Annotated in this window: 28 protein-coding genes; 27 read left to right on the top strand and 1 reads right to left on the bottom strand. The window is 40.4% G+C overall.

Annotation, left to right across the window (positions count from 1 at the left end):
• The first annotated feature begins 150 nt into the window (after window positions 1-150).
• The 15 genes from QOX44_RS16370 to QOX44_RS16300 all read left to right on the top strand — a co-directional run bounded on the left by QOX44_RS16370 (window position 151) and on the right by QOX44_RS16300 (window position 13,523).
• A complete protein-coding gene (locus tag QOX44_RS16370; protein WP_283684744.1) occupies window positions 151-609 on the top strand; it encodes a hypothetical protein in 459 nt (152 codons plus the stop codon).
• A gap of 612 nt (window positions 610-1,221) precedes the next feature.
• Window positions 1,222-2,001, top strand: coding sequence for a hypothetical protein (locus QOX44_RS16365; RefSeq protein ID WP_283684743.1), 780 nt, complete (start codon window positions 1,222-1,224; stop codon window positions 1,999-2,001).
• Window positions 2,002-2,006: 5 nt separating this feature from the next.
• Window positions 2,007-3,209 carry a hypothetical protein gene (locus QOX44_RS16360; protein WP_283684741.1) on the top strand — a complete coding sequence of 401 codons (1,203 nt, stop codon included), beginning with the start codon at window positions 2,007-2,009 and terminating at the stop codon, window positions 3,207-3,209.
• Window positions 3,210-3,254: 45 nt separating this feature from the next.
• Entirely contained in the window at window positions 3,255-3,782 is a 528-nt protein-coding gene (locus tag QOX44_RS16355; protein WP_283684738.1) for a hypothetical protein, read from the top strand.
• Between the two features lie 18 nt (window positions 3,783-3,800).
• Entirely contained in the window at window positions 3,801-4,484 is a 684-nt protein-coding gene (locus QOX44_RS16350) for a hypothetical protein (protein WP_283684737.1), read from the top strand.
• A gap of 39 nt (window positions 4,485-4,523) precedes the next feature.
• On the top strand, window positions 4,524-5,456 hold the full coding sequence (locus QOX44_RS16345; RefSeq protein WP_283684734.1) for a DUF6560 family protein: 933 nt from the start codon (window positions 4,524-4,526) through the stop codon (window positions 5,454-5,456).
• A 33-nt stretch (window positions 5,457-5,489) separates the two neighbouring features.
• Complete coding sequence (locus QOX44_RS16340) at window positions 5,490-6,005, top strand: hypothetical protein (protein WP_283684733.1); 516 nt, start codon at window positions 5,490-5,492, stop codon at window positions 6,003-6,005.
• Window positions 6,005-6,544, top strand: coding sequence for a DUF5104 domain-containing protein (locus tag QOX44_RS16335; protein WP_283684732.1), 540 nt, complete (start codon window positions 6,005-6,007; stop codon window positions 6,542-6,544). Before QOX44_RS16340 ends, QOX44_RS16335 begins: the two co-directional genes overlap by 1 nt.
• A complete protein-coding gene (locus QOX44_RS16330) occupies window positions 6,528-7,181 on the top strand; it encodes a hypothetical protein (RefSeq protein ID WP_283684731.1) in 654 nt (217 codons plus the stop codon). The genes QOX44_RS16335 and QOX44_RS16330 overlap by 17 nt, the downstream gene beginning before the upstream one ends.
• A complete protein-coding gene (locus QOX44_RS16325; RefSeq protein ID WP_283684730.1) occupies window positions 7,168-8,085 on the top strand; it encodes a DUF6560 family protein in 918 nt (305 codons plus the stop codon). The genes QOX44_RS16330 and QOX44_RS16325 overlap by 14 nt, the downstream gene beginning before the upstream one ends.
• Window positions 8,086-8,094: 9 nt before the next feature.
• A complete protein-coding gene (locus QOX44_RS16320) occupies window positions 8,095-8,535 on the top strand; it encodes a hypothetical protein (protein ID WP_283684729.1) in 441 nt (146 codons plus the stop codon).
• Window positions 8,536-8,557: 22 nt separating this feature from the next.
• Entirely contained in the window at window positions 8,558-10,648 is a 2,091-nt protein-coding gene (locus QOX44_RS16315; protein WP_283684728.1) for a hypothetical protein, read from the top strand.
• Between the two features lie 49 nt (window positions 10,649-10,697).
• Window positions 10,698-11,075, top strand: coding sequence for a hypothetical protein (locus QOX44_RS16310; protein WP_283684726.1), 378 nt, complete (start codon window positions 10,698-10,700; stop codon window positions 11,073-11,075).
• Window positions 11,076-11,096: 21 nt separating this feature from the next.
• A complete protein-coding gene (locus QOX44_RS16305; RefSeq protein WP_283684724.1) occupies window positions 11,097-11,651 on the top strand; it encodes a hypothetical protein in 555 nt (184 codons plus the stop codon).
• Window positions 11,652-12,275: 624 nt separating this feature from the next.
• Complete coding sequence (locus tag QOX44_RS16300) at window positions 12,276-13,523, top strand: IS110 family transposase (RefSeq protein WP_283680954.1); 1,248 nt, start codon at window positions 12,276-12,278, stop codon at window positions 13,521-13,523.
• A 64-nt stretch (window positions 13,524-13,587) separates the two neighbouring features.
• Here QOX44_RS16300 and QOX44_RS16295 read toward each other — a convergent pair whose 3' ends face one another.
• A complete protein-coding gene (locus QOX44_RS16295) occupies window positions 13,588-14,130 on the bottom strand; it encodes a hypothetical protein (protein WP_283684722.1) in 543 nt (180 codons plus the stop codon).
• Window positions 14,131-14,333: 203 nt separating this feature from the next.
• Here QOX44_RS16295 and QOX44_RS16290 point away from each other — a divergent pair, with 203 nt between their 5' ends.
• From QOX44_RS16290 to QOX44_RS16235, 12 genes are all read left to right on the top strand, one after another.
• On the top strand, window positions 14,334-15,032 hold the full coding sequence (locus QOX44_RS16290) for a hypothetical protein (RefSeq protein WP_283684720.1): 699 nt from the start codon (window positions 14,334-14,336) through the stop codon (window positions 15,030-15,032).
• A 200-nt stretch (window positions 15,033-15,232) separates the two neighbouring features.
• Window positions 15,233-15,508 (top strand): hypothetical protein, encoded by a 276-nt coding sequence (locus QOX44_RS16285; protein WP_283684719.1) that lies wholly within the window; start codon window positions 15,233-15,235, stop codon window positions 15,506-15,508.
• 80 nt (window positions 15,509-15,588) lie between these two features.
• Complete coding sequence (locus QOX44_RS16280) at window positions 15,589-15,891, top strand: hypothetical protein (RefSeq protein WP_283684718.1); 303 nt, start codon at window positions 15,589-15,591, stop codon at window positions 15,889-15,891.
• A 685-nt stretch (window positions 15,892-16,576) separates the two neighbouring features.
• The gene (locus tag QOX44_RS16275) at window positions 16,577-16,801 is read left to right on the top strand and encodes a hypothetical protein (RefSeq protein ID WP_283684716.1); all 225 of its coding nucleotides are present in this window, start codon (window positions 16,577-16,579) and stop codon (window positions 16,799-16,801) included.
• Window positions 16,802-16,911: 110 nt separating this feature from the next.
• The gene (locus QOX44_RS16270) at window positions 16,912-17,526 is read left to right on the top strand and encodes a DUF4120 family protein (protein WP_283684715.1); all 615 of its coding nucleotides are present in this window, start codon (window positions 16,912-16,914) and stop codon (window positions 17,524-17,526) included.
• 14 nt (window positions 17,527-17,540) lie between these two features.
• Window positions 17,541-18,197, top strand: a complete 657-nt coding sequence (locus QOX44_RS16265) for a YkgJ family cysteine cluster protein (RefSeq protein ID WP_283684713.1) — start codon at window positions 17,541-17,543, stop codon at window positions 18,195-18,197.
• A gap of 124 nt (window positions 18,198-18,321) precedes the next feature.
• Window positions 18,322-19,143 carry a DUF5688 family protein gene (locus tag QOX44_RS16260; RefSeq protein WP_283684711.1) on the top strand — a complete coding sequence of 274 codons (822 nt, stop codon included), beginning with the start codon at window positions 18,322-18,324 and terminating at the stop codon, window positions 19,141-19,143.
• Between the two features lie 152 nt (window positions 19,144-19,295).
• Complete coding sequence (locus tag QOX44_RS16255) at window positions 19,296-19,751, top strand: JAB domain-containing protein (RefSeq protein WP_283684709.1); 456 nt, start codon at window positions 19,296-19,298, stop codon at window positions 19,749-19,751.
• Between the two features lie 839 nt (window positions 19,752-20,590).
• Complete coding sequence (locus QOX44_RS16250; RefSeq protein ID WP_283684707.1) at window positions 20,591-21,205, top strand: single-stranded DNA-binding protein; 615 nt, start codon at window positions 20,591-20,593, stop codon at window positions 21,203-21,205.
• Window positions 21,206-21,236: 31 nt separating this feature from the next.
• Window positions 21,237-21,860: a hypothetical protein gene (locus tag QOX44_RS16245; RefSeq protein ID WP_283684706.1), complete on the top strand. Its 624-nt coding sequence runs from the start codon at window positions 21,237-21,239 to the stop codon at window positions 21,858-21,860.
• A complete protein-coding gene (recD2, locus tag QOX44_RS16240) occupies window positions 21,850-24,069 on the top strand; it encodes an SF1B family DNA helicase RecD2 (protein WP_283684704.1) in 2,220 nt (739 codons plus the stop codon). The genes QOX44_RS16245 and recD2 overlap by 11 nt, the downstream gene beginning before the upstream one ends.
• Window positions 24,070-24,087: 18 nt before the next feature.
• Window positions 24,088-24,558, top strand: a complete 471-nt coding sequence (locus tag QOX44_RS16235; RefSeq protein WP_283684703.1) for a hypothetical protein — start codon at window positions 24,088-24,090, stop codon at window positions 24,556-24,558.
• Window positions 24,559-24,693 lie beyond the last annotated feature (135 nt).

Raw genomic sequence — 24,693 nt, 5'->3', positions numbered from 1 at the left:
TATTAAATTTCCGGTTGTACAGTAGAAAAATGCTGACGAAGAACCCTACAAATGCTATAATGTTCGCATATAGATATGACAATTTGCAACAACGAACACTTTGCGTTGTAAATACTTTTGAGAGAAAAAGAGAAAGATTGGGAGATTTATATGAGCACCTTATATATGTACACATTTATGCCTATTGTTTTTTTGATTGTTGTGACTGCTATGTGGTTACTTCATAAAGTGAAAAAAACAAAGTTTATTAAAAATAAACCAACATCAGAACATGAAAAACAGAAATATAAAAAATGGGAAAAAAGAATTGAAATAACAGCAACAATAGGGCTAATTGTAGTATGGATATTTTTGGGAATACCGCATATTTTAGATATTCCGTATCTTGTGACAGGAAATTTAAAGAAAACTATGGGTACTGTAACTGCCGGTGATACTGTAACAGAAAAAAAAGAAATTGACCGCCTAATTTGCATAGCTGATGAGTTATCAGGGAAAAAAATTTATGTTAGTTGTCATGCAGAAGGAATACATAAGGGAGAATTTGTTGTTGTTAAATATCTTCCTCATACAGAAAGGGGTTATATCGTAGCAAAGGGAAACGATTAAAATATTAAAGGTGATTTTGAGTGTTATAGTTATATATCCATTGATAAATTTAATTATTGCGAGATTGAACAAGGAAAAAGAAAACTTTTAAGAAGAAAATATAAAAATATGTATCAAGAAAACGAATTGAGCTTGAGGAAGGCGATTAGATCAAGGTTTGTGGTTATGCTTCACAGTATCTGAAATTTCAGGAAGATTTGAAAATTGTTGTGGTTCAGTCCGGTATCAATGAACACAACGGTGAACTGGCGATCCAAAGCAGATGAATGCTTTTGAACGCTAGATGCATATATCAAAAGATTGCGTCCGGTTTTCGCTATCCTGAAGCAGAATAACAAAGGCAGAGGTTAAGGATGGCTTGCTACCCGGAAGATGACATAATGCTACATTTAGAAAAATGAAAATTTCTTTGATTCATCATGTGATTGGCTTAGATATTCAAGGGCGGGAAGAAAATGTTGAGATGTTCTGCCAAATTGTTTCCAGATTCGAATAATAGAGAGGATTCTTAAAAAATATATAAAATTCATCTAAATAATATATATAATGATTCACAAAGCCAAGGACGCAGACAGCGCAAGATTTAGGAAAATGGGGCAGGAGGAGATCGAAATGGAGATGAAAAAAGTATGGACGTCTCAGGAGACAGGGGAAAAAAGTCGATATGGATATCGGGCGGTAGGCGGAACCCTGGGGATTGTACTGTTGATGACGGTGTTGCTGCTTGGCGGAACCTTTCTGTCTCTGTCTATGGGATTGCCGCAGGAATGGTCTTCCATGCTTTTGGTAGTCCTTGTCAGTGGACTGGGAATTGCACTGGCAGTACGGCTTGGGCGGCGCGGGCTGCAGGATGCTACGATCTTTTTTCTCACAGAAGGCGATCGGCTGTGGGTGATGGATGTCCGCGACCTCTCCAAGTATGGACGGGGTTTTTGGGGCTTTGCTGCAGGAACAATGAAAACGCAGTCATTTTTGCGCGCGCAGGGAAAGAAGCCTTTTCTTACAAACAGAGCAGAGGAAATTCGGAAGGTATTGAACATCAAGGAAAACCGCAGTCACTACGCCATACGATGCCAGTCATGTTATCCAGACAGGCCTGCGGTGCGGCGCACTTATTTTTTAGTCAAGGGCATTCCAGATGAAGAAATGCTGCTGCAGGAGTTGGAGCGAAGAAAAACATGGGAGAACGTTTTGGAGCCTGCAGATAACCGCAAGCCATTGTATATTTTGCTCAGTGGCCTGTCTCTGGCAGCCTGTGTATCTCTGTGTGTCCTGAGTCATCCGGCGGTTGCAAAGCTGCCCGGGGAGATTTATTTTCCCTGCATGGGGGCGTCTCTGATCGCGTTTTATTTTCTGCTTTATTTTATGATTCGTCAACGGCGGGGAGAGTAGGAACGATGGAAAAACCGAAATTTTCAGGAAAAACGATTTTGAAGCTGGCAGGGGCTCTTCTGGCCTTGGCTTACTTAGGATTTTGCCTCTATGCAGGTATTACCGGGCAATTTCCCGGTATGCACAAAAAAGAGCATGTTATGCGGTTTGGAGAACTTAAAAACTGGGTGGCCGGCGGGATATCGGCGATGCTGATATTTGTCCTGTGCATCAATTCCGCCATAAATGACCGGAATCTTCAAAAAGGGCGCAAGAAGTCCTCTTTTCCTTTTTTTCTTATAGTATCGCTGATAAGCTTCCCTCTGCTTTTGGAAGCTTATCTGGATATTGGCTGGACGGGAGTTGCTCTTTATGCCGGTATCGCAGCCGTCCTGTTTGGGATTGCATGGGTTCCACAGATCCTGAACCAATGGATCGCCCGCAGCCTTTTACGCGAGAAAATTATGAGCGGCAGACAGCAGGTGCAGATCATCGAATGGATCCATTTTTATCCGCTGAAAAAGCTTCTGGCCGCAGGTCTGTGGAGCTTTGGGGTTCTGGTGCTCCTGTGTGGTATCTGGGAAACCGCAGCCGGAGAAATAGAAATGGATGGACAAATTTTTCTGACCTTACTTATTGTCGCGGTTCTCGTTGCCGCATTGTTTCAGAAGATGAAACGCTATGTCAGTACACCCTGCCATAGTATACCGGTGCTGAATCAGATTCTCAGCAAAAAGCAGCTGGAGCAGCTGCTGGACGGAGAACGCTTTGAAAAAATACCGTTTGAGGATACCGCCATGAAGCAGTATCTTGAGATATATCGAAGCGAAAATTGGATGTTGATCGGCGGAAAGCTGCTCTCAAAAAAGCTGGCTCTGTGGGCTACAGTGAGTCGAGCCGGGAGCGACACTACACTGAAGGTTCTCTATCTAAACGGCAGGATCGCAAAAGCAAAGGTCAATCTGGAAATCAGAGAAAACAGGTATGAAGAGTTCACTGCTGTGCTGAGAGAACTGACAGGATACGAAGGCTCTCTTGAACTGTATGGAAAAGAGGAAGAGCTGGCGCAGAAATTTGTGGCGGCTCTCCCGGATTATGCTTCCGAGCAGGAGCGTCTTGCCGCGTTTCTTACGCAGGACGCGGCGGAAATCCGCCAGGATTATATGCGGATGTTTTCTCCGCCGGATACCCGGAAGAAAAAACGGGCCAGGCAAGAGCAAAAGCAGTAGTTTCGTGTAAAATTTTGATGGGACAAAAGGAAAATTACGGGTATTATGGGATTCATTTACAGAAGTGCGTTCATTATAGGGATTACTTTGCTTGTACCGGTCATTATCAAATATCTTACCGCAAAAAGTAAAGAAGATGATACGGTTGTTTATACTGTAAAAATGCGCGGCAATATGATGAAGGTTTTGACGATCATGACCATGATCTGCACCCCATTGGGAGTTATGGCGGCAGTCGCTTTTTTCTCATATCTTCCCTTAAAAGACTGGGAGAATATGTGCTATACCGCGGTAGTGATCTTTGTCAGCATTGCAGATTTTTGCATGTGGAAACATTATAAAGAGAATAAGATTGTCGTCTTGAACGACAAAAAAATAAAAGTAATAAAAGGGCGAAAAAGCGATACTCTTTCAAGAAACAGAATTACATACAGAAAAATAAACAGCAGCAAAATACATTTATACTATAAAGATAAAAAAATGTTTACCGTCACCCGGCAGTTCGATAATTTTGAAAATTTGGAACGCTGGCTGAAAAACTCAGAATCGGAAGAAAGCCACATTACACAATAGAGGGAGGTGACTGCAATTATGAAAAAATTTCTGATTTTATTTTTGTCGGCACTGCTGCCATTAAATGGATGTAATCTAAAAAATACTTTATCAGGAGGAGAAACCATGCAAAAAACCTATAAAGAACTTGCGGAAATTTTCGAGAAATATGAGATACAGGGAACGACTGAGCAAATGCTGGACGACCTGGAACAGGACTATAAAGCAATGCCTCCGGAAGTGGAATTAAACAAGGCGGCAACGTTATTAACTGTATTGGGGCAGGGAGATTACGATTATGAAAATATGACATGGACGCCGTATGCAAACGGCGTGTATACCTTTGATGTGGAATTTTTTAATGTAGAGAAAATGTATACCGATTTCTTGACGGGTGTTTCGTCTTTGGATCAGGAAGAGCTTGATTTTAAAAATATACAGGAAGATACCAGTCAGGTGAACTGGGAAGAAGGAACAGGAAAACGAACAGTCAGCTTCGAATGGAACAACAGGCAGTTTACATTGGAGGCAGAAGTGTATGACGACTGGTTTGATGTAAATGTCGCAAATGAATTAAACAGGATCATTAAAGAATACGGAAATGAAAAACAGTTATTCTTCACCAGCGATGGATATCAGGAAGGAATCGTTTTTTATCGTGATAAGGAGTGGGCGGAAGGGTTCCAGCTGGAAACAGGGCTGGAGCTTGTGGAATTTAATTAGGCGGGCTGCTGCTAAAACCTGTGGGAGAAAGGGGATCTCATGAAAAATCACAGAAATCAAATTCAAAATAAAAGAGAACCGTCGTCCCACTATGTGATCCAATCGGAACGCTATTTGGGCTGGCTGTTTGCCTTTTTTAGCGTATGCAGTACAGGTTTACTGATTTACAGCATTATTATAGAGGAAGCTTTGTGGGCAATCCTGATTTTATTATTTATTTCCTTAGCGATGATAATCGCCGCTTTTAATATAGGCTTATGGAAAGTCGAAGTCAACGATAAGGAGATTACGTATCGTTCGACCTTTGGATGTGTAAGAAAGTATCATTTTGAGAATATCACCAAGGGCGTGTACAAAAAGAGCGGTGCTTTTCGGGTTTATATAGGAGAAAAAAGAATCTTTACCTTTGATGATAATATGGACAATTCACTGTTTATTGAACAAATGAACAGACTGCATATTCCTATCTGGAGCTATTCTTTTTATCTGAAAATGAAAGAGAAATCTAATATAAAAGAGAAATCTGATACGAAAAAGAAAACGGTTCTTTTTATAATAATGATTGTCGTGGCAGTTTCCATTACAGTGGTTAGTTCCGTTCTGTTTGTATACAGGGGCAATACGAGTAATGTCAACCGTGTAGTTGGCACTTCCGCATTGTATGATGAAAAAATGGTCAACAAAGCATTTGACGCGGTGGAAAATAAATTTGCATCCGATTTTAAGGGATGTACATTAACGGAGCTGCGCTATGACAACGAAGTAGAAAATAAATTTGCGGATGAAATGCAGCGATACAGGACATTGCATAAGCAAGCTCTTATCATTGTGGAATCCAATTTTGAAACAGACAGGAAAGCCGGAGATTTGGGACTGATCCCCAATGAAACTTACGAAGGGTGGAGCTGGAGTCTGGTGCAAACGGATGATGCCAAAGGCTGGGAGGTTGTTGAGGGCGGCTGGGGATACTGATGGCTGCGGCAATCTGGGAAAGGAAGTGACGAAATGAGCAACAAACTGATCAAGGCGAAAGATCTGGAAGCGAAGATGCTCAGATGGAAAAGAATATGGAAGCTTTGTGCGGTCCTGTTGGCAGTGTTCCTAATCTTATTTGTGTTCCTTTGGACAAGGGTGGCGATCACCTCTGCCAAATTTGAAAAACAGATGGAGCAGATGGTGCTGGGAAAAGATTATTTTATGGAAGATGTTGCAATCCGAAAAAAAGACACCGATAGCTCTCCTAGTGGAAGATATGGTTCATCTACAAATTATTTCTTTTATTATGATACAGACAAGAAAATGCAGGTCCCTGAGAAGATATATGGGGAGTATGAGGTGGGGGACAGCATTCCGGCTTATACTACAGACCATGTCTACTATGGCTATGAAAAATACGGGATTTTGCCCAGAAATGAATTTCGCGATAATGAACTGATGAAAGCCGCCGGAGCCGTATGCGGCATTGCAATCTGTATGCTGGCATTATATTTATTTTTATGCAAACCTAAAGGAGAACGCTGATGAAAAAGAGTTACTGGATTTTAAGCGCTTTTATATTAGCAGGTCTGTGTGGCTGTTCAAGTCGAAATCTGCCGGAATGGTTTCAATCAGAACAAGAAGGAGCAGACCATATAATGCGTAAAATTGCAGATGCATGTAATGCCCAGGATACGGAAAAGATGATGAAGCTATTTTCGGAAAGCAGCAAAAAGAAGCTGCCTGATTTGGAGGAAGAAATCCGTACACTCTTTCAATATTTGGAAGGAAATCAGATTATAGATTTTGAGGGGGACTGTGCATCTTCCGCTGAAAATGCTCATGGGAGAGGGCGCGTCGAATGGGTTGGGATGTATGAACTGTCTGCTTCGGACAAGGAGTACTTTATGAATTTCTATATGTATTCGGAGGATGAAGAAAATCCCCAAAATATAGGGATATATAAACTTGAGATTGCAGCAGCAGAGGAAACAGAGAAGGATGATTTTATGTGGAATTATCCGGAGACGGGCATTTTTATTGCAGGACAGTCGGAGGAAAAAGAGAATGAAGAAGATCAGTGAGCAGACGAAAAATTTTTTATTCTATGGCATAGAAAATACGATCCAGCCGAAAGAAATCTACAAACTGGATGGAGTGATGCTGTTTTTCGTATTTCTGTTTTTCTTTTTGGCGGAGGCCACTTCCTCACCAGCTGTTTCAAAAATATTTCTGGTCACTGTGTATGTTGGCTTTGTCCTTCTTAGTTTTTCAAGAACAGAAGTGACCGGAAAAAAAGTTTTCTGGATATACGGAATACAAAGCCTGACCTTTTCAATCCTGTTCTGCTGGGCGGGGACAATCTTCATGCTGACAACCATGAAAAAAGAAATCCATACCGTGTATTTGGCAGTACTTGCCGTCATTTACATATTTGCGATTGCAGCGTATATGGTTCTTACAATAACCTTGATAAAAAAAGATGTCTACAATCCTTCCGCCACAAAGAAGCTGACAGGCGGATGGTGCCTTACCGGCTTTGTCATGTTGGGAATAGGCGCTGCAAAAGTGCTCAGTGCGCAAGCTGGATATACCACTGTGATAAGGATTGCAGGTCTCGGTTTTTATTTTGTTTCCTTACTTTGCATTCTTGGAGTGGTTCATTTGGTAAAATATTTTGCTGTCAAAAAATTAGAAGTTGAAAAATATGATAAGATATGAGGATTTCAGAGTAATGAAAGTGAAAAAGACAAATTGTGGATTAAAAACCTCGGAGCAACTGACAGAAGAAAGGAGAGATACAAACAACTACGCTATCAAAGAAAACGGATGGCTGAGGATTTTATTTTTGACAGGAACGATATTTCTTTCAGGATTGCTATTGTACGGTTTCATAGATGGACAGGCAACGGTTTCTGTTATATTGGCATATGGAATCTTGATTGTTTTTTTGGGAACATGTACCCTGCATCTGTTCATATGGAGAGTGAAGGTCGATGATGAAGTGATTGAACATCGATCACTTCTGGGAAAAAGGTGTTATAATTTTTCGGAGATAACGGGAGGGTTATATAAAGAAAACGGTACATTAGAAATCTATTCGGGAGATAGAAAAATCCTCAAATTTGACGAAAACATTAATGCAGCATTATTTGAATATAGCCTGTCTCAACATAAGATTCCACAGGAAACATGGATGAGCTTCAGAGAGAAAAAATGCATCATAAGACCGAAAGAAAATCACTATATAATACCGGGGATTTTCTTTTTATATCTGCTTTTTTACAGCGTGATACTGATTGCAGACGCAAAAGATGCCGCTTTTCTTTTTCTTTTGCTCTCGTGTATACCGGGAAGTATATTTCTTTATTTTCTGACGGATAAAACAGTTGTCCGGGATGGATGGTTATATAGAAATGGTTTTTTACAAAAGAGTTGTAAAATAAGATTAGCTGACATCACTAAAATGGAGAGAAAAAAGATGTTATTCGTGGAATTTCTTATCTTATACAGAGATCAGAAGAAAATAGCGAAAATATCTGCCCGGAACAGGAATGTAGATTGGCTGCAGATAAAACTTGCAGATCTAAAGAAGGACAATAAAAAAAGGAAAAGTAAAAAATGAGGAATGCGAATGGATGCAATACTATTTAAAATGATCAGCAGGAGCATGATTATTTTGGCAATGGTGATCACCCTGCTTTTCTTTCTTATCAAAAGAAAAAAATTCCATAGTAAATTGACAGATAAAGAAGATACGATCTTAAAGATAATTTCAGTAATTTGTGTGTGTATCTTCCTGTATAAAATGTTTCTTCCGATCATCCTGGACATTCCCTGTTACAGAAATAGTCAATTTGAAACCATTACCGGTTATGCCAGGGACAATGCCCATGGAAAAGGAAATGACAGAAGTGTTGTGATCATCAGCAGAGAGGATGGTCATGAAGAATATGTGGAATTTCCTTATTCCAAAGGAATAAATAAGGGAGATGTTCTGACTGTGAAATATTTACCCCATTCGAAATATGGAATCCTGATTTCAATAAATAATGACAATGTTGCTCCGAAATAAACTGGACAGAGAGGATCGGCTTATGTATGAAATCAAAGAAATAAAACAGCTATATGACAGGTTAGAAGCGCAATATCCTAAGTACCGGATGCGATTTTACGGAGAAAAATTCGTGCTCACACTTCTTTATGCCAAAGTGGAGGTGAACAGAGCAGGATGCAGGCTTTTTGTAAATGAAAAGCTGTACGATGAACTGCCAAGTGAGGAAGTAGATGACACAGACGATCTTTATGAGTTGATAGAGGCGTTTCTCTTGCAGATGAAACACTATGGAATGGAACATGGAAATGAGACGTATATCACCGCAAACAATCAGGCAGTGCGTTGGGGAACGCGGGCATTGCTGTCCGGAGGCGTCCTTTCCATGGTCTGCATGGGAGCTCTGCTTCTGACAAAGGCTCTACTCTGGCTGATTCCCTTTTTTCTGTGTCCGGCCGCAGGATATCTGTACCTTTGCCTGATGCGCCGGAAAGCTTTTTATCAGTACTGGGTATGTCCAGGATGCGGCCAGGATCTGCCCCTTGATCCCAAAAGTCGTTTTCCGCAGATGGAGTATATATCTCAGTGTCCACATTGCGGAAGGGTTCTGGAAAAAGCGCCGGAACTGGAGCCGGTGCGTCTGGAACCAGATGCGCCCAAAAAGCAACTGGAACCCGACACAAACCCGCCGGTGAAAGGGAAGAGATGGCCCTGCATGTTGGCAGGCTGTATTTCTGTGTTTGTCTCTTTGTTTCTATTTGGGATCCTGTTTTTTTTCGGTGAACCGTTAGCACCTCAAAACGCAGCAGCAGCCCTGATTCTTCTTCTGATCTGGTTTGGCTGCGGGGTGGTACTTTTGGTGCGCAGTCATACAGAACCGGAAGAGATACAAAAGCCGGTTGTTGTAGTGTGGGAACAGAAGAAAGTGACCGGGGTTGGGATATTCCTGTGGCTGCTGGGCAATATTTTCCTGTTTATGGCCGTTGCGGTTATATCGGCGGTCCCTGTAGATGGCAGTACGGTTTTTCTGGCAGCCGTTAGTGTTCTTGCCACATTTTTGGGTGTCTGGATGCTTCTGGCCGGGCGAAATCGCGCCATGTTTATATTCCGGGATACTTCCATTTGGTATATCAGCAGCTGGGGCAGAAAGAAGAAATTTGAACCAGGAGAGGCGGCTTCGGCGAGAATGACAGTAAACCGTTCCATCCATCTGTTGGACAAAAATGGAAAAAAACTGTTTTCAGTGGAGACAAATATGCGCGGGATACCACGGCTTGCCGAGTGGATCGAAAGCACAGACATGGAAGCCACACTGACGCCGGCAATGGAACGTCAGACAGAGCATCAGGTAAAAGAAGAACAGGTAATGCAGTGGAGGGAAGAATACCGTACCCATTGGCATGATCATCTGAATGAAATCCGCAGAGGCTTGTGGGCGGTCATGATCCTGTATCTTGCCGGAGTTTTTTTGCCGATCCCCCAGTATCTCTTTGCGGACATAAAGCTTCGTGCCGTTATGGCGATCGCTGCGTTATCACCGGTTCCATTTCTGATATTTTGTATTGTGTTTGCTCCGGTACTTATTTTCGGAGATCGACCGAAAAATGCCACAGAAGAATGGAATGCCATGCATATCCGGCTCTCGGTGCCCGTTTTGCTTTTACCGGCGATTGCAATGCTCTGGCAGGTTTATTATATATGGAGCCGAAGTGCCATGCAGCCGAAGGGAGGCGGTGGAATATGGATTTTTCAGGGGTTGCTCATCGCTGTCCCCGTGATCCTTTTGTGCATTTGCCGCACACCAAAGGGAAAACGCCTGGAAGCCGGGGTTTTTATGATACTGGTGAGTTTTTCATTAGGTATGAGCATTTCCTATTGTGCCAATGCAGCTCTTTGCAGACCAGCCCGCCATTATCCCGCGGTCATTGTTGACAGTCATAAGGAAAATCCCAATATCAAGGATGATGACAATACTTTAACGGTACTTTTAGAGGATGGAAGTGAGGATGAGATCCGTGTATCGGATACCGTTTATGAGATGGCAATGAATGGAGAAGCGCTGGATGTGTGCCACAGTAAAAGCCCTTTGGGGATGGAAATGCTGAAGATTCATCTGCCGGATGCCAAAAAATAGCTGCAAAAGTGTCCGCATTGCGGAAAAACGATAAGGGAGGAAACGATTTATGTTTGGATTCAAAAAGAAAGAAAAGAAACCATTATGGATTATGGGAAAAGATGTGATGGAGATCATACGATCGGACTATGAAGCAGATATGTCCTTTGCTCTGGTAGAATTTCATTATCAGGGAGGCGTATATCTTCTGGGGTCCTGTGTGGTTCCGCCGGATGCAGAAGAACGAAAAGAAAATATTTCTTTTGTGTTCCAGGATCAGACCTATCAAAATTTTGAGGAATTTGAGGCAAAGGCCTGTATTAACGGTATCAAAATTTCCGAGCTAAAAGATCCAGTTGAGATTGTACGGGCGGGAATTATCGGAAATGACACTCTGCTGAAGACTCCCTGGGGAGATACCAGGCTTTCCGAAAAAGCTTTGAAATAGCGGCGTGCAGAGGAGGAAAAAATGAAGAGCGCTAAAAGAAGAGAAAAAACAATCTATGACGATTCTTTGACCAGGATATTTTTCTGGTCAGGCTTTTCGGTGTTTGTTATCATGCTGCTTGCCTGTCTGTTCATAGGTGTTCTCGTGTTTTTTTACAGGGGTTCCGATCCGGAAGGCATAAAGATCATACTGTTTTGTCTGGCACTGGTGGTGCCGTGTTCTTATGGGATACCGTTGATCAGCCTGTTTAAGGCGTGGAAGCAGCAGTGCAGGCTTGGGATTTTCTGGAGGGACAGAACAGATCAGCACCGTCCACAATGGCAAAGAGACTGGTATCTGACCTGTGACCGGGGCGGTTTTATTCTCTGTCACAGAGCCTATATCCGATGTATCATGGATTCTTTGGTGGAAGCAGAAATCGGGGACCATGTCAGAGGCAAGGTTTATTATGTGGTGTATGAAGATATGGACGGAAAAAAACGGAAATTGAAATTCTCCTCTGACGTCTTGGCAGCGGAATTTCAGAACTGGTTTGAAAAACAGCCCTATGAGAACTCGGAGGAGAAGGAGAGATAAAATAGGCTTGATGTTTAGTGGAGAGCTTTCTCATCCTTCTCCCGCTGCCGTTTCCACAGCCACCAGTCATCGGAAGCTTCTCTGTAAACGGTAACACCCTGACGTTCTAATTTCTGCAAAATTTTTTCCTCCTCCTGTGAAGCTGGTTCGTACATGACCAGCTTCAGGGAGGGGATTCTAGTCAGAATTTCCAGATTTTCTACGGGCACCCAACACAGATTCACTGCCTCCAAATGCTGCAGATTCTGTAAGGGGGAAATATCTGTAAAAGGATTCAGGTTTAAATCAAGAATACGTAGATTTTCCATGTTTATATCCATTCCTTTCGCTTCGCTCAGGCACAAAACGTTATGAAAATGTTTTCCTGAGCTTATTTTTTCTTTATAATTCTTCTTATAGGGAACTCGGTATACTACAAATCACGGGGAGGTGAGTGGGCTGTCCGGCTTGCCGGATGACCGTATGTTTATATGTGTAGTCCGCCTTTTCAAGCACAAATAAGTGTGATTTCAAGCACGTAATCTTATCTTTGTATAAACATTCTCGTTTATGGCTTAGGCGTTCAGTCAATGCCGTCTCTCCCTATAATCTTTAGTGAACCTTCTGGTTCTGAAAGGAGTCCCTATGGCTTTAAAAATCGTGTACAAAATCTGCTGTGGCATTGATGTCCACAAGACTTTTGTAGTTGCCTGTATCGCTTCTACTAACGATAAAGGTGTCACTTCTTACGAGAGCCGCCGGTTTTCGACCTACACGAGCGGTCTGAAAACTTTGTTACAGTGGTTACTCGATCGCAATTGCAAGGATGTCTGTATGGAATCTACCGGTAAATACTGGATCCCTGTTTATAACATCTTGGAATCGGATTGTTCGATTGTCCTTGCTCATCCTAAATATGTTAAGGCTATCCGTGGAAAGAAAACTGACAAAAAAGATGCCAAATGGATTGCTGACCTGTTTAAGCATGACCTTGTTGCCGGAAGCTTTATGCCACCTGCTGACATTCGCCAGCTTCGCGACCTAATGCGTTACCGTTTCAAACTAACCTGCTTCAAATCAAGCGAAAAGAATCGTTTGCAGAACTGTCTCACGGTTTCCAATATCCAGTTGGGAAACGTTGTTTCGGACACCTTCGGCAAATCTGCTCAGGCGATACTGGATAAACTTTTGGAAAATCCCGCAAATACTTCCTTTGACCTTGAACCTCTTGTTTTCAGAAGCCTGAAGAAAAAACTTCCCGAGCTTCGCAATGCCATTGATGGCTATATCACTCCGGAACAGGCTGGCAAACTCAAAGTAATCAAAGCTCATTATGAAAACCTTGAATCCCGGAAAGCAGAGCTTGAAGAACTCATTCTTGCGCTCGCCGCTCCCTATCAGCAGGAACTTTCCATTCTTCAAACCGCTCCTGGTATCAGCAGTACTTTCACTGCCATCGGAATCATTTCCGAAATCGGTACCAATATGGAGGCTTTTCCTTCGGCGAAACACTTGTGCTCATGGGCTGGGCTTACACCAACCAACAATGAAAGTGCAGGGAAGAAAAAATCTGTCCGGGTGTCCAAGGCCGGATGCTACATCAAACCGCTTTTAGTACAGTGCGCAAACGCTGTCGTAAAAAGCACTAAGCATCCTGAAATGCGTAACCGTTATCTCCGTATCAGAAAGCGTCGCGGTCACAAGAAAGCAATCCTTGCAATAGCAAGAATGCTTCTTACCGCATTATACCACATGTTGAAGAACGGGGAAAACTATAATGCAGAACTTTACCAAAAATCCGACCTACCGCCTGCGGACCGTGAGATTACAGTAGAGCAGGCAATCATCATAGCAAGGAATCAAGGTTATAAAATCAAGTCAGCAACTGCATAACCTTAACATTTCTAATATTCAATTTTTAAAGCAGCCACCGAAAGATGGCTTATTTGTCGTGTACTTAAGGGAATGGATACCCTCTACTTCTCATTTTCAATCTTTGGATTCCGTGAATATCTTCTACCTGGCTGTCCCAAATGGTTAAATCTTCTACCTGTGTACATTCTGAAAGAAAATCCAGGTTCTCAAAGTAATCAAAACCAGTCAGATTCAGTTCTCTCAAATCTTTCAGATCAGGAAGTGTTTCTGCCAGCATGGGCTGGATCATTTTCCTTTGCTTTTTGAATTCTTCTTTTTCCTCATCTGTCATAGAACGTACACCATAATCGAGGGATACACTTTTTAGATTCGGAAATTGTTTCAAATCTTCCAGGGTGGTAAAACGTCCGTCTTCGTTAGTTACATAAAAATGTTCAATCTGATGAAGCTCTTTTTTTAGTACCCGTCCTCTTCCTGTATTCAAAAGATAGAGTGTCTGTATTTCCATATTTTTGTCCTGAAATTTTACACATTTACTATCATACCAGAAGCGTGTACCCAAAAGTCCGACCAGTAAAACCGTTAAAACGGAAATGAAAACAATGGTTTGTTTTTTGATATTCATACGGGCTCCTTTTCGATGGGCTGATTTTGATAAGAAGAGTATATCATGGGAATAAATAGGGTTCAAGTTATGCATTACCACATTTGACAGTAGGATTTTTTGGAATCTTCTGCTATAATTGGAGCGAGTTATTTATTCTGTAAAAAGTATTGCCTGGCAGTCTTTGCCGGAAAGAAAGAACTTCAGACAGGGGAAATAAGAGTATGAAAAATACGTCAAAGGGAACGAAAGGTATCAATATCACAGAAACCGAAAAGAATATCAAAACAGCCGGACAGGTTCTGGTATTTTCCAATTTGGCTGCTGTTTTGATCGGCGGTAAAATAAAGCTTGTGATTTTAATTGCGGTACTTTTGCTTTCTTATGCCATGTATCTCAGATTTTATCCTTATATGTATATCGAAGCCTTCAGCAAAAAGGTACAGGGACTGGCGTTTCAAATGCCGTTTATCGGGGCCGGCATTGCCTTGGTTTTATGTCTGTTCAATCTGAATATATATGAGTGCAGCCTTATAGAGTATCTGAAAATAGCAGCAGGGATTACGGTCGTACTTGTCATTCCTTATATCATAAAATCTTTAAAAACAAAAACCCCGCAGAGATTGGGACGCAAGATTTCTGTTATATTTGCTGTATTTGTTATTTCCTTTGGCATCACATTTCCGGTCAATTACTTATTGACTTTTGAGAAACCGGTACATGAAACAACAAGGATAACAGGCAAGGATTTAAGCACCAGCGGAAAAGCATTGGATTATTATCTGTATGGCAGCTGGAAGGGGAAAGAAAAGAGATTTTCTGTTTCGGGAAGTGTATATGGCGGCACTTCGGTTGGAGATATCAGAAAAATCTGCATAAAACGCAGTATTTTGGGTTTGGAGTATTATACACTGCATAAATGAAATGGAAGTCTTTTTAACGCTTAAAGTCCTCAACTAAAGTATATATAATATAAGAAATTAAGGAAACAAAACTTTAGAATGATAAGCGGGAATCCTCAGCAATTCAATCACTGAAATGAAAACGCAGGATTGTGTATATCCGCGTGCCATTAACCTGCGGTTATTTTTGATGAAGTATAATATAAGCAAAGGATGATAATATGATAAAAAAGTTTAATAGGATTGAAGGCAGATGTGTTGAAAAAATATATGGGCAAAATAGATTTGGATATTCTCGGTCGGATTTTGAGGATTTGCATGATTTGATAAAATGGGCTGAACAAGGAGGGTATCAAGGCTCCGAATTACAATTTTATGATTTTTATACAGGAGATGTATACAAACCTTTTGATAAGAAACGAAATGTTGTCTACAGTGCACCTGTATATGTAGATAATTTTTTTTATTTTTACAGGGAGATTCTGATAAAAAAGTAATAACTTTATATAAATATATTCCAGAAAAGGTATTAGAAGCGGTTGCAGAATTTAACATAGAAAAAGTGAATTTGTACAATTTGAAAATCATTGGTAATCCTTTCTATGTTATTAGTCAGGACAATGAAGATGGGTTCCAGTGCTATTATCCAGAAAAAATTTCCTTTCCGCTTCAAGAACAAGAGACTGTTATATTAATAGAGGATGGAAAGGTTTATTTAGAGAAATGGGTAGAAGAAGGCTGGGATGAGGAAAATGATTGCGCAACGGATACATATCAATACTATAATAAAATTATTATAAAAGATTTTGCAGGTAATACAATTTCGGAAGAGATTGGATGTTTAAATCAATCTGCAAACGGAGATTGGTGGATTTCGTGAATTTCATTTGTCCATGAAAATTAGAAGTTGTCGAGGTGACACAAAGCGAAAAATGTAAATATGGAATTATAGTAATGGGCATAGTTGCTGCTATACTACCATCTGTTATGCCTGAAACAGGTGTTCTTTTAGAATGCTAGAAATCAAGAATTGTGGGAAGAATACTTGGTATATTACTTATAGTAGTTGGAATATAGGTAGGCTTTGTTTAAAAATATTTCTAGATTGTAGGGGAATTGAAATGTTTACTGAAATGATAAATGCAGAGTTTGAAACTTTTACTGATTTCTGATCAACATAAATCTATTGACAGGTTCCTATCGTTATTCTAAAATATAAGTGATAAATTTTTAATTTCCCATTTGGAAATTATCACGTTTTGTTCCGGTAGGTTTACCGGAAGCTAAGTTTTGCGTCACACAGGCGGGAAATTTTGCAATGAAAGCAGTTGTAAAATTAAAGTGATTTGGAGCAATTTAATGTAGCAACGATATGTTCAATGTAAATGTAAATAAGAAGGGCACTGATTATTTTTAGAATGGAAATAATTGGTGCTTTTTTGTTGTTTAATTGTATAAGTGTGTCAACAGCATGTATTATTTCAAAAATAATAGATGCTGTTTTTACATATGGCACAGGAAACACAATGTTACAGAACAACTATAGTAAGAGAGGAGGAAACCAAATGAAACGAAGAAAACAGACCTTATGGAAATATGGCTGGGTGCAGCTGCCTTTGAAAGTGGGATGGCCGGCATGGTACTGTGAAGATGGTTTATGGAAACGTACCGAAAAAGTATTAAGAGTTGTAGAAGAAGAGACAGATCATATCACTTTTGAGACGGAACAGTACTGTTATTGTTTTGAATTCCAAAGAGCCGAAAGTGTAATGTTAGAATTGGCTGCATAGCACTGTCGCAGGCATGGAGAGTATCCAGATAGGATGCTCTCCTAAAAAGGAGCGTAGGGATTTTTGTATGATTCCGGAATGAAAAAACTATTATTACGGAGGAATGGAAGATGATGCAGAGAATATTAGTGAAAATGGATTGCAATAAGGAGGGCTGCGATATCAGGACCATATCCCGTGAAGCAGGAGTCAGTCAGAGATTTTATATCCTGCAAAAAGAGGCTGCTGAGGCAGAAAAAAATGGTTCCTGGATTGTGCAGGATGGTTCTTCTTTTGCGCGGATCTGTATTTTAGAAAATCATGTAAATGAGAAATATGTGGAGATTCATTTCTTTTGGGCATCCTCTGTGGAGAGTGATTGCTATAAGGGTCGGAAAGAGCGAATTTCTCTTCCATACGAGATATTCCAAAAAGCTTTTGCGGGAGAGGAACTTCATATAAAATTTCTGTCCCTGAAAGAAAACCATTTGCCTAAAATCGTATTCAGAAGCAGAAAAAATTTAAAAGAAGTGGTAAAGCATCCACAGCTGAGACGGAAGCTGGGGAAATTTTTGTCTAAACATTTTCAATGGGAAAATGCTATACAGATTGAGATTTATGATGATTTCCTTCCCTATAGTTTTGGATTTTGCGAATGCAGGAAGCATGGTTACGGAATTGTAGGAGGCATCATTTTACATGGACCGGAAGATTTGAAAACTGCAGTGTATAATATGCATACCTAGAAAGGAAGCAGATAATGAAGGAATGTTTATCAATGGTTCCGATGGTGCCGAAACAGAAATTTGCATTTCAATGCAAGCGATGCGGAGCCTGTTGCCGCCATGTCAGGGAGAGTGTACCATTGGAAAGCCTGGATATATACCGGATTGCGAAATATTTAAAGAAAAAAGGGCAGGTATCGGATATAGAGGGCGTTTTACAACAGTTTACCGTTCCAGTATTATTGAATGCATGCGGTTACATAGTATTTACGCTAAAAGTAACCGGGCCAGAGGATAGCTGTATTTTTTTACAAGATGGAAGATGCAGTATTCATGAGGTGAATCCAAGAGCATGCCGTACATATCCTATAGAAATCAATCCAGGAGGATTAGAACCGCTTCTTTGTGTGGACTATCCCCATCATTTTACGGGACCGCAAAGAACGGTCGACAGATGGGTGAAAAAATATTTTACAAAGGAAGATCAGGTGTTCCTGCAATGCGAAGTGGAGGTGGTGCTTCGCATTGCAAAGCTTTTAAAGCAGATTCCAGAAAATGAAAAGGTACATGCCCTCCCACTTTTTTTGTATTATAAATATACGGCATTTGATTTGGACAGACCTTTTATGGAGCAGTATCGGGAAAATAACGGACGACTTCTGACTGTGTTAGAAAAAATGATAGGGAAATAAGATGGTATCAGAATGTGTAAGCAAAGATGCCACAGCTAAGAGTGATTCAATCAAATACAAAATGACAATGGGCTGGTAGCAATATCAGCTCATTTTAGTTTGGAAAGAAAAGGAGAAAAATAAGATGACAAATGAGAAGAAAATAGTGGAAGAAAGAATTGTCAGGTTAAAACCGATAATGAAAGAAAGAGGTTATTCCCTGAAATGTCAAGAAAAGATAGATAATAATGGTATGAAGTATGGCATAGAAGTGATGCCAGCGAGTTCACTCCTCCCATTTGGCATCACCCTTTTCTATGAAACGGATTGGGGTGAGAAATCAGATGAGGAACTGGCAGCTATGCTGGTTGAGGCATCAAACTATCTGCCGAAGTTAAAACAGGATATGTTTGCAGATAAAAGCGTTATTCTTTCAAAAGTAAAGCCTTTAATTTATAGCATTGAGAATCTGAAGAACTTTAAGAAAACAAAAATTTTTTATAGAAAAACAAAAGTTTTTTTGATTTTGTTTTACGTGCGCTTCGAAAAGGGCTGGATTGTCAAAATTTCGTGGCCTTATATGGAAAAGATGAAAATTTTTGAAGACGAATTAATAGAACATGCCTTTGAAAATTTAAAAACAGATCTGCTGATTCTCGGCAACAATCTAAGGCTTTCTGATGAAAATGTGTTTCCAATATATGCTATTACAAATCAAAGAATGAATTTGGGAGCAGCTGGGATTTTACTTCCAGAGGTGTATAGAATTCTGTCAGAAAAGTTGGGAGAAGAGTTCCTTATTTTTCCGTCATCCATTCATGAATGTATTGCAATTCCATTTGTAGAGAAGCAGGATGGCCTTATGAAAATGCTTCAGGAATCGAATGAGAAAAGCGTTCAACAATCAGAACGATTGAGCAATCATATTTATTTATGCACACAAAATGGCATGTCGATTTTACAATGAAATGTTTCCTCAAAAGGAAATCGCGTTGTCCAATCCGTACAATCCGTAATGAGCTTTCTGCACGGATAGGTATAAGACGAATGAAATATTGCAAGGAATACAAAATAAATCAGGCTGGGTAATTCTTATTGCCCAGCAGAAAGGAAGAATCTATGGATTTTGTACACGTTGAATTAAAAAGGGATTCTTGGTTTGCTCCAACTATGGTTATAACTTCCCCTGAAGATGCGGTTCATTTTGTGAAAAATATGATCCGAGATAGAGACAGAGAAACATTGGTTTCCATTCAGGTTGCAACGTCTGGCCGTGTCATCAATGCATCTATTTGTTCAGTTGGAACTGCAAGTTATTCCCTAGTTCCTATTCCGGAAATTTTGAGAACTGCAATTCTATCTGGGGCTAATGGTATTATTTTAATCCATAATCATCCGTCTGGTTCTGTAAAAGCAAGTAAAGAGGATACAGATATTACGAAAAGGCTTGTCTTTGCCTGCCAGATGATGGGAATAGAGCTTTTGGATCATATCATTATTGGTGAAAAGGATACATTTTCCTTTCGGAAATCAGATGTAGATGTCTTTTCAATAGACCATACGCTTTTAAAATAACTGCTTGTTTAAAGTATGTGGTATTAGAGTTGAACAGGTCTTTTATGGAGTTATATAGGGAAAATAATGGACAGCTCTGGATGATATTAGAAAAATTGGCAAGGAAGAAGTAGTGAGATTTTTTAATCTTCTGCTATACTTGAAATAGGTATTTCTGAGAAAGTAGAACAGGTTGGATATTTCAGTGCAGAGTATATGGAAGAGGTGACGAAATGGCGTTTGGAAAAAAGAGATTGCCTGTAGGAAATGAAAAATTTCATTGAAAAAGATTATACAGAAAGCCCGTCGCGTTATACGACGCTTTATAAAAAAATGTAGTCTATCAACTGGAAAATCTATTATCCAATATGATTATCTCATTCCTCATACAATAAAAAAGAGGAATGCTGAAAGGAAAATTATGTTGTTATTTATAGATTTTGTTTGCTACAATTCTTATTGAGATTAAATTGCAATATATTGTTGTACAATATATTGCAAAAAGAAATATTGACTGTATCTATATATTGTGTTAGTATAAAAATGAAATTTGTATTTGTATCCTTTAAAGGAAGGATAAGAAATTTTGTCCCGGAAAGACTGGGAGACAATTTTAAGGAACCAGACGTTCCTGGCGAAAACAGCGCGGCCATTTAGAATGAAAATTTCTAAGTGGCCTTTTTGTTTTTCGAAAAGGATGCAGATGCAAACAATAATTCAAAGAAAGAGGTGGTGGATCAGTAGTATTTTACCAATAGAAGGGAGGGCAGATATCAACAATAGAAAAGAGGCATAAAGTGGCATTTAGGAGGAATCTCTAAGTGCTTTTTTTAATGGATGAAAGCCAAGGAGGGAAAGGCATGAATAAATCAATCATGATGGGACGCTTAGTAAGAGATCCGGAAATTCGCTATGTAGATACACAAAAAGGGGAAATGGCAATCGCAAATTTTCGACTGGCAGTAGATCGTAAATTTGCGAAAGAAGACGGCGAAAAAGCAGATTTTTTCTTTTGCTGTGCGTATGGCTGGCTCGCTGAGTTTACAGAAAAATATCTGGTGCAGGGCTTAAAAATAATTGTCAGCGGCCGGATGGAAAATGACAATTACAGAAATAAGGATGGGGAACAGGTATATGGAGTGCGTCTGATTGCGGAAGAAATCAATTTTGCAGAAAGCAAACGTACTTCAGAAGAGCATAGAGAAGAACGTACCTCCAGAAAGAGTTCCCGTAAGGAAGCTTCCTCTGCTCGTAAAAGCAATGCAAAATCAGGAAGAACATCCCGAAGGGAAGAGGATGATTATGAGGAAGATTATGAAGATGATTACGAAGTAACGTCGGCAAGGCAGAAAAGTGCCACAGGCAAAAGCTCTGGCAGAAGAAGCAGTTCTTCTTCAAGGAGTTCCAGAGAAAGAAGTCGTAGTCTGGATGAGCGGTACATGAATGTGCCAGATGAGGAATTACCTTTTGATTAAGATTGCTATTGAATAAGGGAGTGGGGCGCGAATGCAAAAAATAAAAAACTGGATGAAGCAGCATCTGGCATTTTGTACTGCAACAGGGATTTTTGGTCTTTTGGTTTCACCGTTTTTGTGGCCGGTATTTCTGGCAGTGATTTTTCAATCCCTGTCACTGGCTGTCCCTGTTATCGTAGGAATAGCATTGTGGGAGTTTTTTAAGGACGAAGAGGAGGAAAAGCATGAGAAAGTATCCGAGAGAGTACAAAAAGAAAATACAGAGAAAGTATCTTCTGATGATTCCGCATCCGGTGAGAAATCGAAGACTGGAGAGACGGAAACAGTAAGGAAAAACTGTACAGAAAATCCCCTGCCTGATGATGAAATCTGCCTTGCAATCCTGTGGTATCAACAGGAAGGGAGGCAGTATTTCCGACGTTTTCGGGAAAAACTTGAAAGAACAGGAAAACATGAATTTTCAATCAGTAGAGAGGGAATTTGTACGATACGTTCGGAAAAACAATTTCAGCGAATCGGGATTTTACATGGATATCCAGGAAGGATCTTGATTTTGGCAGAAAAGGAATTAAAAAAAGACGGTTTTTTCATAAAGGAAAGGGGTCGATTTCTTTGGATTTCCTGGAAAAAGGGAGGACGAACATATGCAATGTAGACCAGTAAGAAAGATTTATTACAACGCCGGAAATGGATATACGGTTGCCTCCTATATTACAGAAGAGGAGCTTCCGGAAAAAGTGGTACAGAAGGGAAATGGCGGTTATGGATTATTCCAAGCTGTCGGTATCGAACTGCCAACCAGTGATGGACTGGACTTGGAACTGGAAGGAGAATGGAAAAACGGGAAGTATGGGATGCAGTATGAAGTTTCCTGCTTTAAAGTATATACCCCGACAACAGAGGAAGGAATTAGGGCATATTTATCTTCCAATCTGATCAAAGGAATAGGGCCGGTAACAGCTGAAGAGATTGTAAATAAATTTGGGAAAAAGACCTTTTATGTTCTGGAAAACTGTCCGGAGGAGCTACTTAATGTCCGTGGTATTACAGAATCCAGACTGAATGAGATTATTGCTTGTTACAGGAAAAGCAATGATTTGCGGGAATTGATGGTTTATATGTCTCCGCTTGGACTTACTCCGCGTAAGATTGCAATGATACAGGAATATTTTGGCAATGCAGCGCTTCATATCGTTAAGGAAAATCCTTTCCGCTTATGTGAAATTAGCGGATTTGGATTTCTTACGGTAGATCCCATTGCCATACGGGCAAAAAATTTCAAACCGAATAATCCTTTCAGAATCAAAGCTGCGATTCAGCATATAATGAAGGAAGCGGAGGAAGAAGGACATCTTTTCCTGACCAGTCAGAATATTCTGGATGGCGCAAGTAGATTGTTAAATCATAAAAGGGATACCGGCCTTGTATCGGAACGTGCAATTAAAGATGCAGGAAATGACATGATCCGAAAAGAAGGTAGCCTGATTGTGGATCGAGGGGCATTCTACACCCCCAAATGTTTCCACGCAGAGCTTGGGGCTGCAGCAGCCCTTGTAAAACTTATGATGCAAAAGGGGATGGAAGTAAAAATTGACGGTATTTTAGAACGAATACAAAAAAATGAAAAGATAATCCTTTCAAAAAAACAAAAAGAAGCAATCCGTATGGCATTTTCCCATCCAGTTTCCATTATCACCGGAGGACCAGGACGCGGTAAAACAACAATTATCCGGTTCATCATTGCCATTCAAGAAGTATTGAATAAAGAGGCAGCCATTCTTTTGTGCGCTCCTACTGGAAAGGCACGAAGAAGGATGTACGAAAGTACTGGTTATCCGGCACTTACAATCCATAAAGCAGTGGGGCTGACTGGGGAAGAAGGAGAAGACGAGTGGAACGATTACCATACGATGCCGGACGATCTGGTTATTGCAGATGAGTTCAGTATGGTGGACATGTTTCTTGCGGACAAACTGTTCTCAAGCATTAAGTCTGGGGCGCGTTTGGTTATGGTAGGAGATAAAGACCAGATTGAATCTGTTGGCCCGGGAAATGTATTTAAAGAAATGATTGATTCCAATGTCATACCAGTTACCATTTTAGACGAAAATTTCCGGCAGGAATCCAATTCTACGATTTACCAGAACGGGGATAAGATAAATAAAAATCGTTTGGACCTAGTTTTTGATGACACGTTTCAGTTTTATCCGGCTATGAATGCTAAAGAAGCTTCTGAAATTATTCAAAAACTTTATCAGGAAGAATTGGAAATGCAAAAAGGTACCTGGGATGATGTGCAGGTACTTTCCCCTTTACGTAAGGATACCGAGGTAGGGGCGGATGCTTTAAATCTTGTTCTTCATGATATTGTGAATCCTCATAGAAAGGGGTATCCGGAAGTAAAAAATGGAAAACAGATTTTCCGAGAAAACGACAAAGTAATGCAGATAAAGAATATGGATGAAGTTTCCAATGGTGATGTAGGGGAAGTCCTAAATATTTACCATCAGGATGGGAAAAATATGATGCGTGTAGATTTTGGGGATGAACGGATCATGACCTATGAGGACGATGATTTCTGGCCATTGATTCATGCCTATGCGATGTCCGTTCATAAATCACAGGGTAGCGAGTATCCGGTAGTGATTCTTCCCATGTTGTCATGTTTCCGGAGGATGTTGCGGCGGAACCTGTTTTATACAGCAGTGACAAGAGCCCAGAAAAAGGTGATCATTGTAGGAAGCAAACGAGCGATGGCACAGGCAATCCGAACAGACGCAGTGACCAAACGAAATACCCGATTTGGGGAGCAGATTCAAAGGCTTTTGTCGGAATCAAAACGTCAGCAAAGAAAAACAGCATGAAAGGAGGAGACGAATAAAATGCTTTTGGGGATCATAACAAAGAAATTAAGAAAAGAATTGCATGATACCAGAAAGCTTCTGGAGCGGGAAAAGCAGAAAGGAAAAGAAGACGCTCAGGAGCGGCAGGAACTGGAAATCCGGATCTGGAAACTGGAAAGCGAATTGCGAACATACCAGTATCGGGAAAAACACATACGGGATGTCCTGAAATATGAATACTGGGAAAGAATCCGCCCGCTCTATATAATGGGAACAGCGGATTTGAAGCGTTCGATACGGCTTGAGAACCTGTTTTTTGACCGGGATGAAAAGACCTGGGGTGTGGTAGAGAGTTACTGCCTGCAATGTGGAAAGGTATTAAGAGCCAGCTATTTTTCACAGGAACTGGAAGCGCTCCGTTACCTTGCCATGAAGCAGATGCTTGGAATTGCTCCGGCGTTTGACACCTGTATGGAATGCTATCAGGAAAGCCTGAGGGCTTGTGCGTAAAAAAATATCCTTAGAGTATAATTATCATTGGCAAAAAGTAAAAAAATAAAGGAAGAGGCCGAAACCTCTTCCCAATCATACAGATTTGTCTTATTGTTTAATTGTCCAGAAAAAACATAAGGAGTCTGTATGATG

This window comes from Parablautia sp. Marseille-Q6255, assembly GCF_951230155.1.
GTDB lineage: Bacteria > Bacillota > Clostridia > Lachnospirales > Lachnospiraceae > Choladousia.
This window is presented reverse-complemented; position numbering and strand designations above follow the sequence as displayed.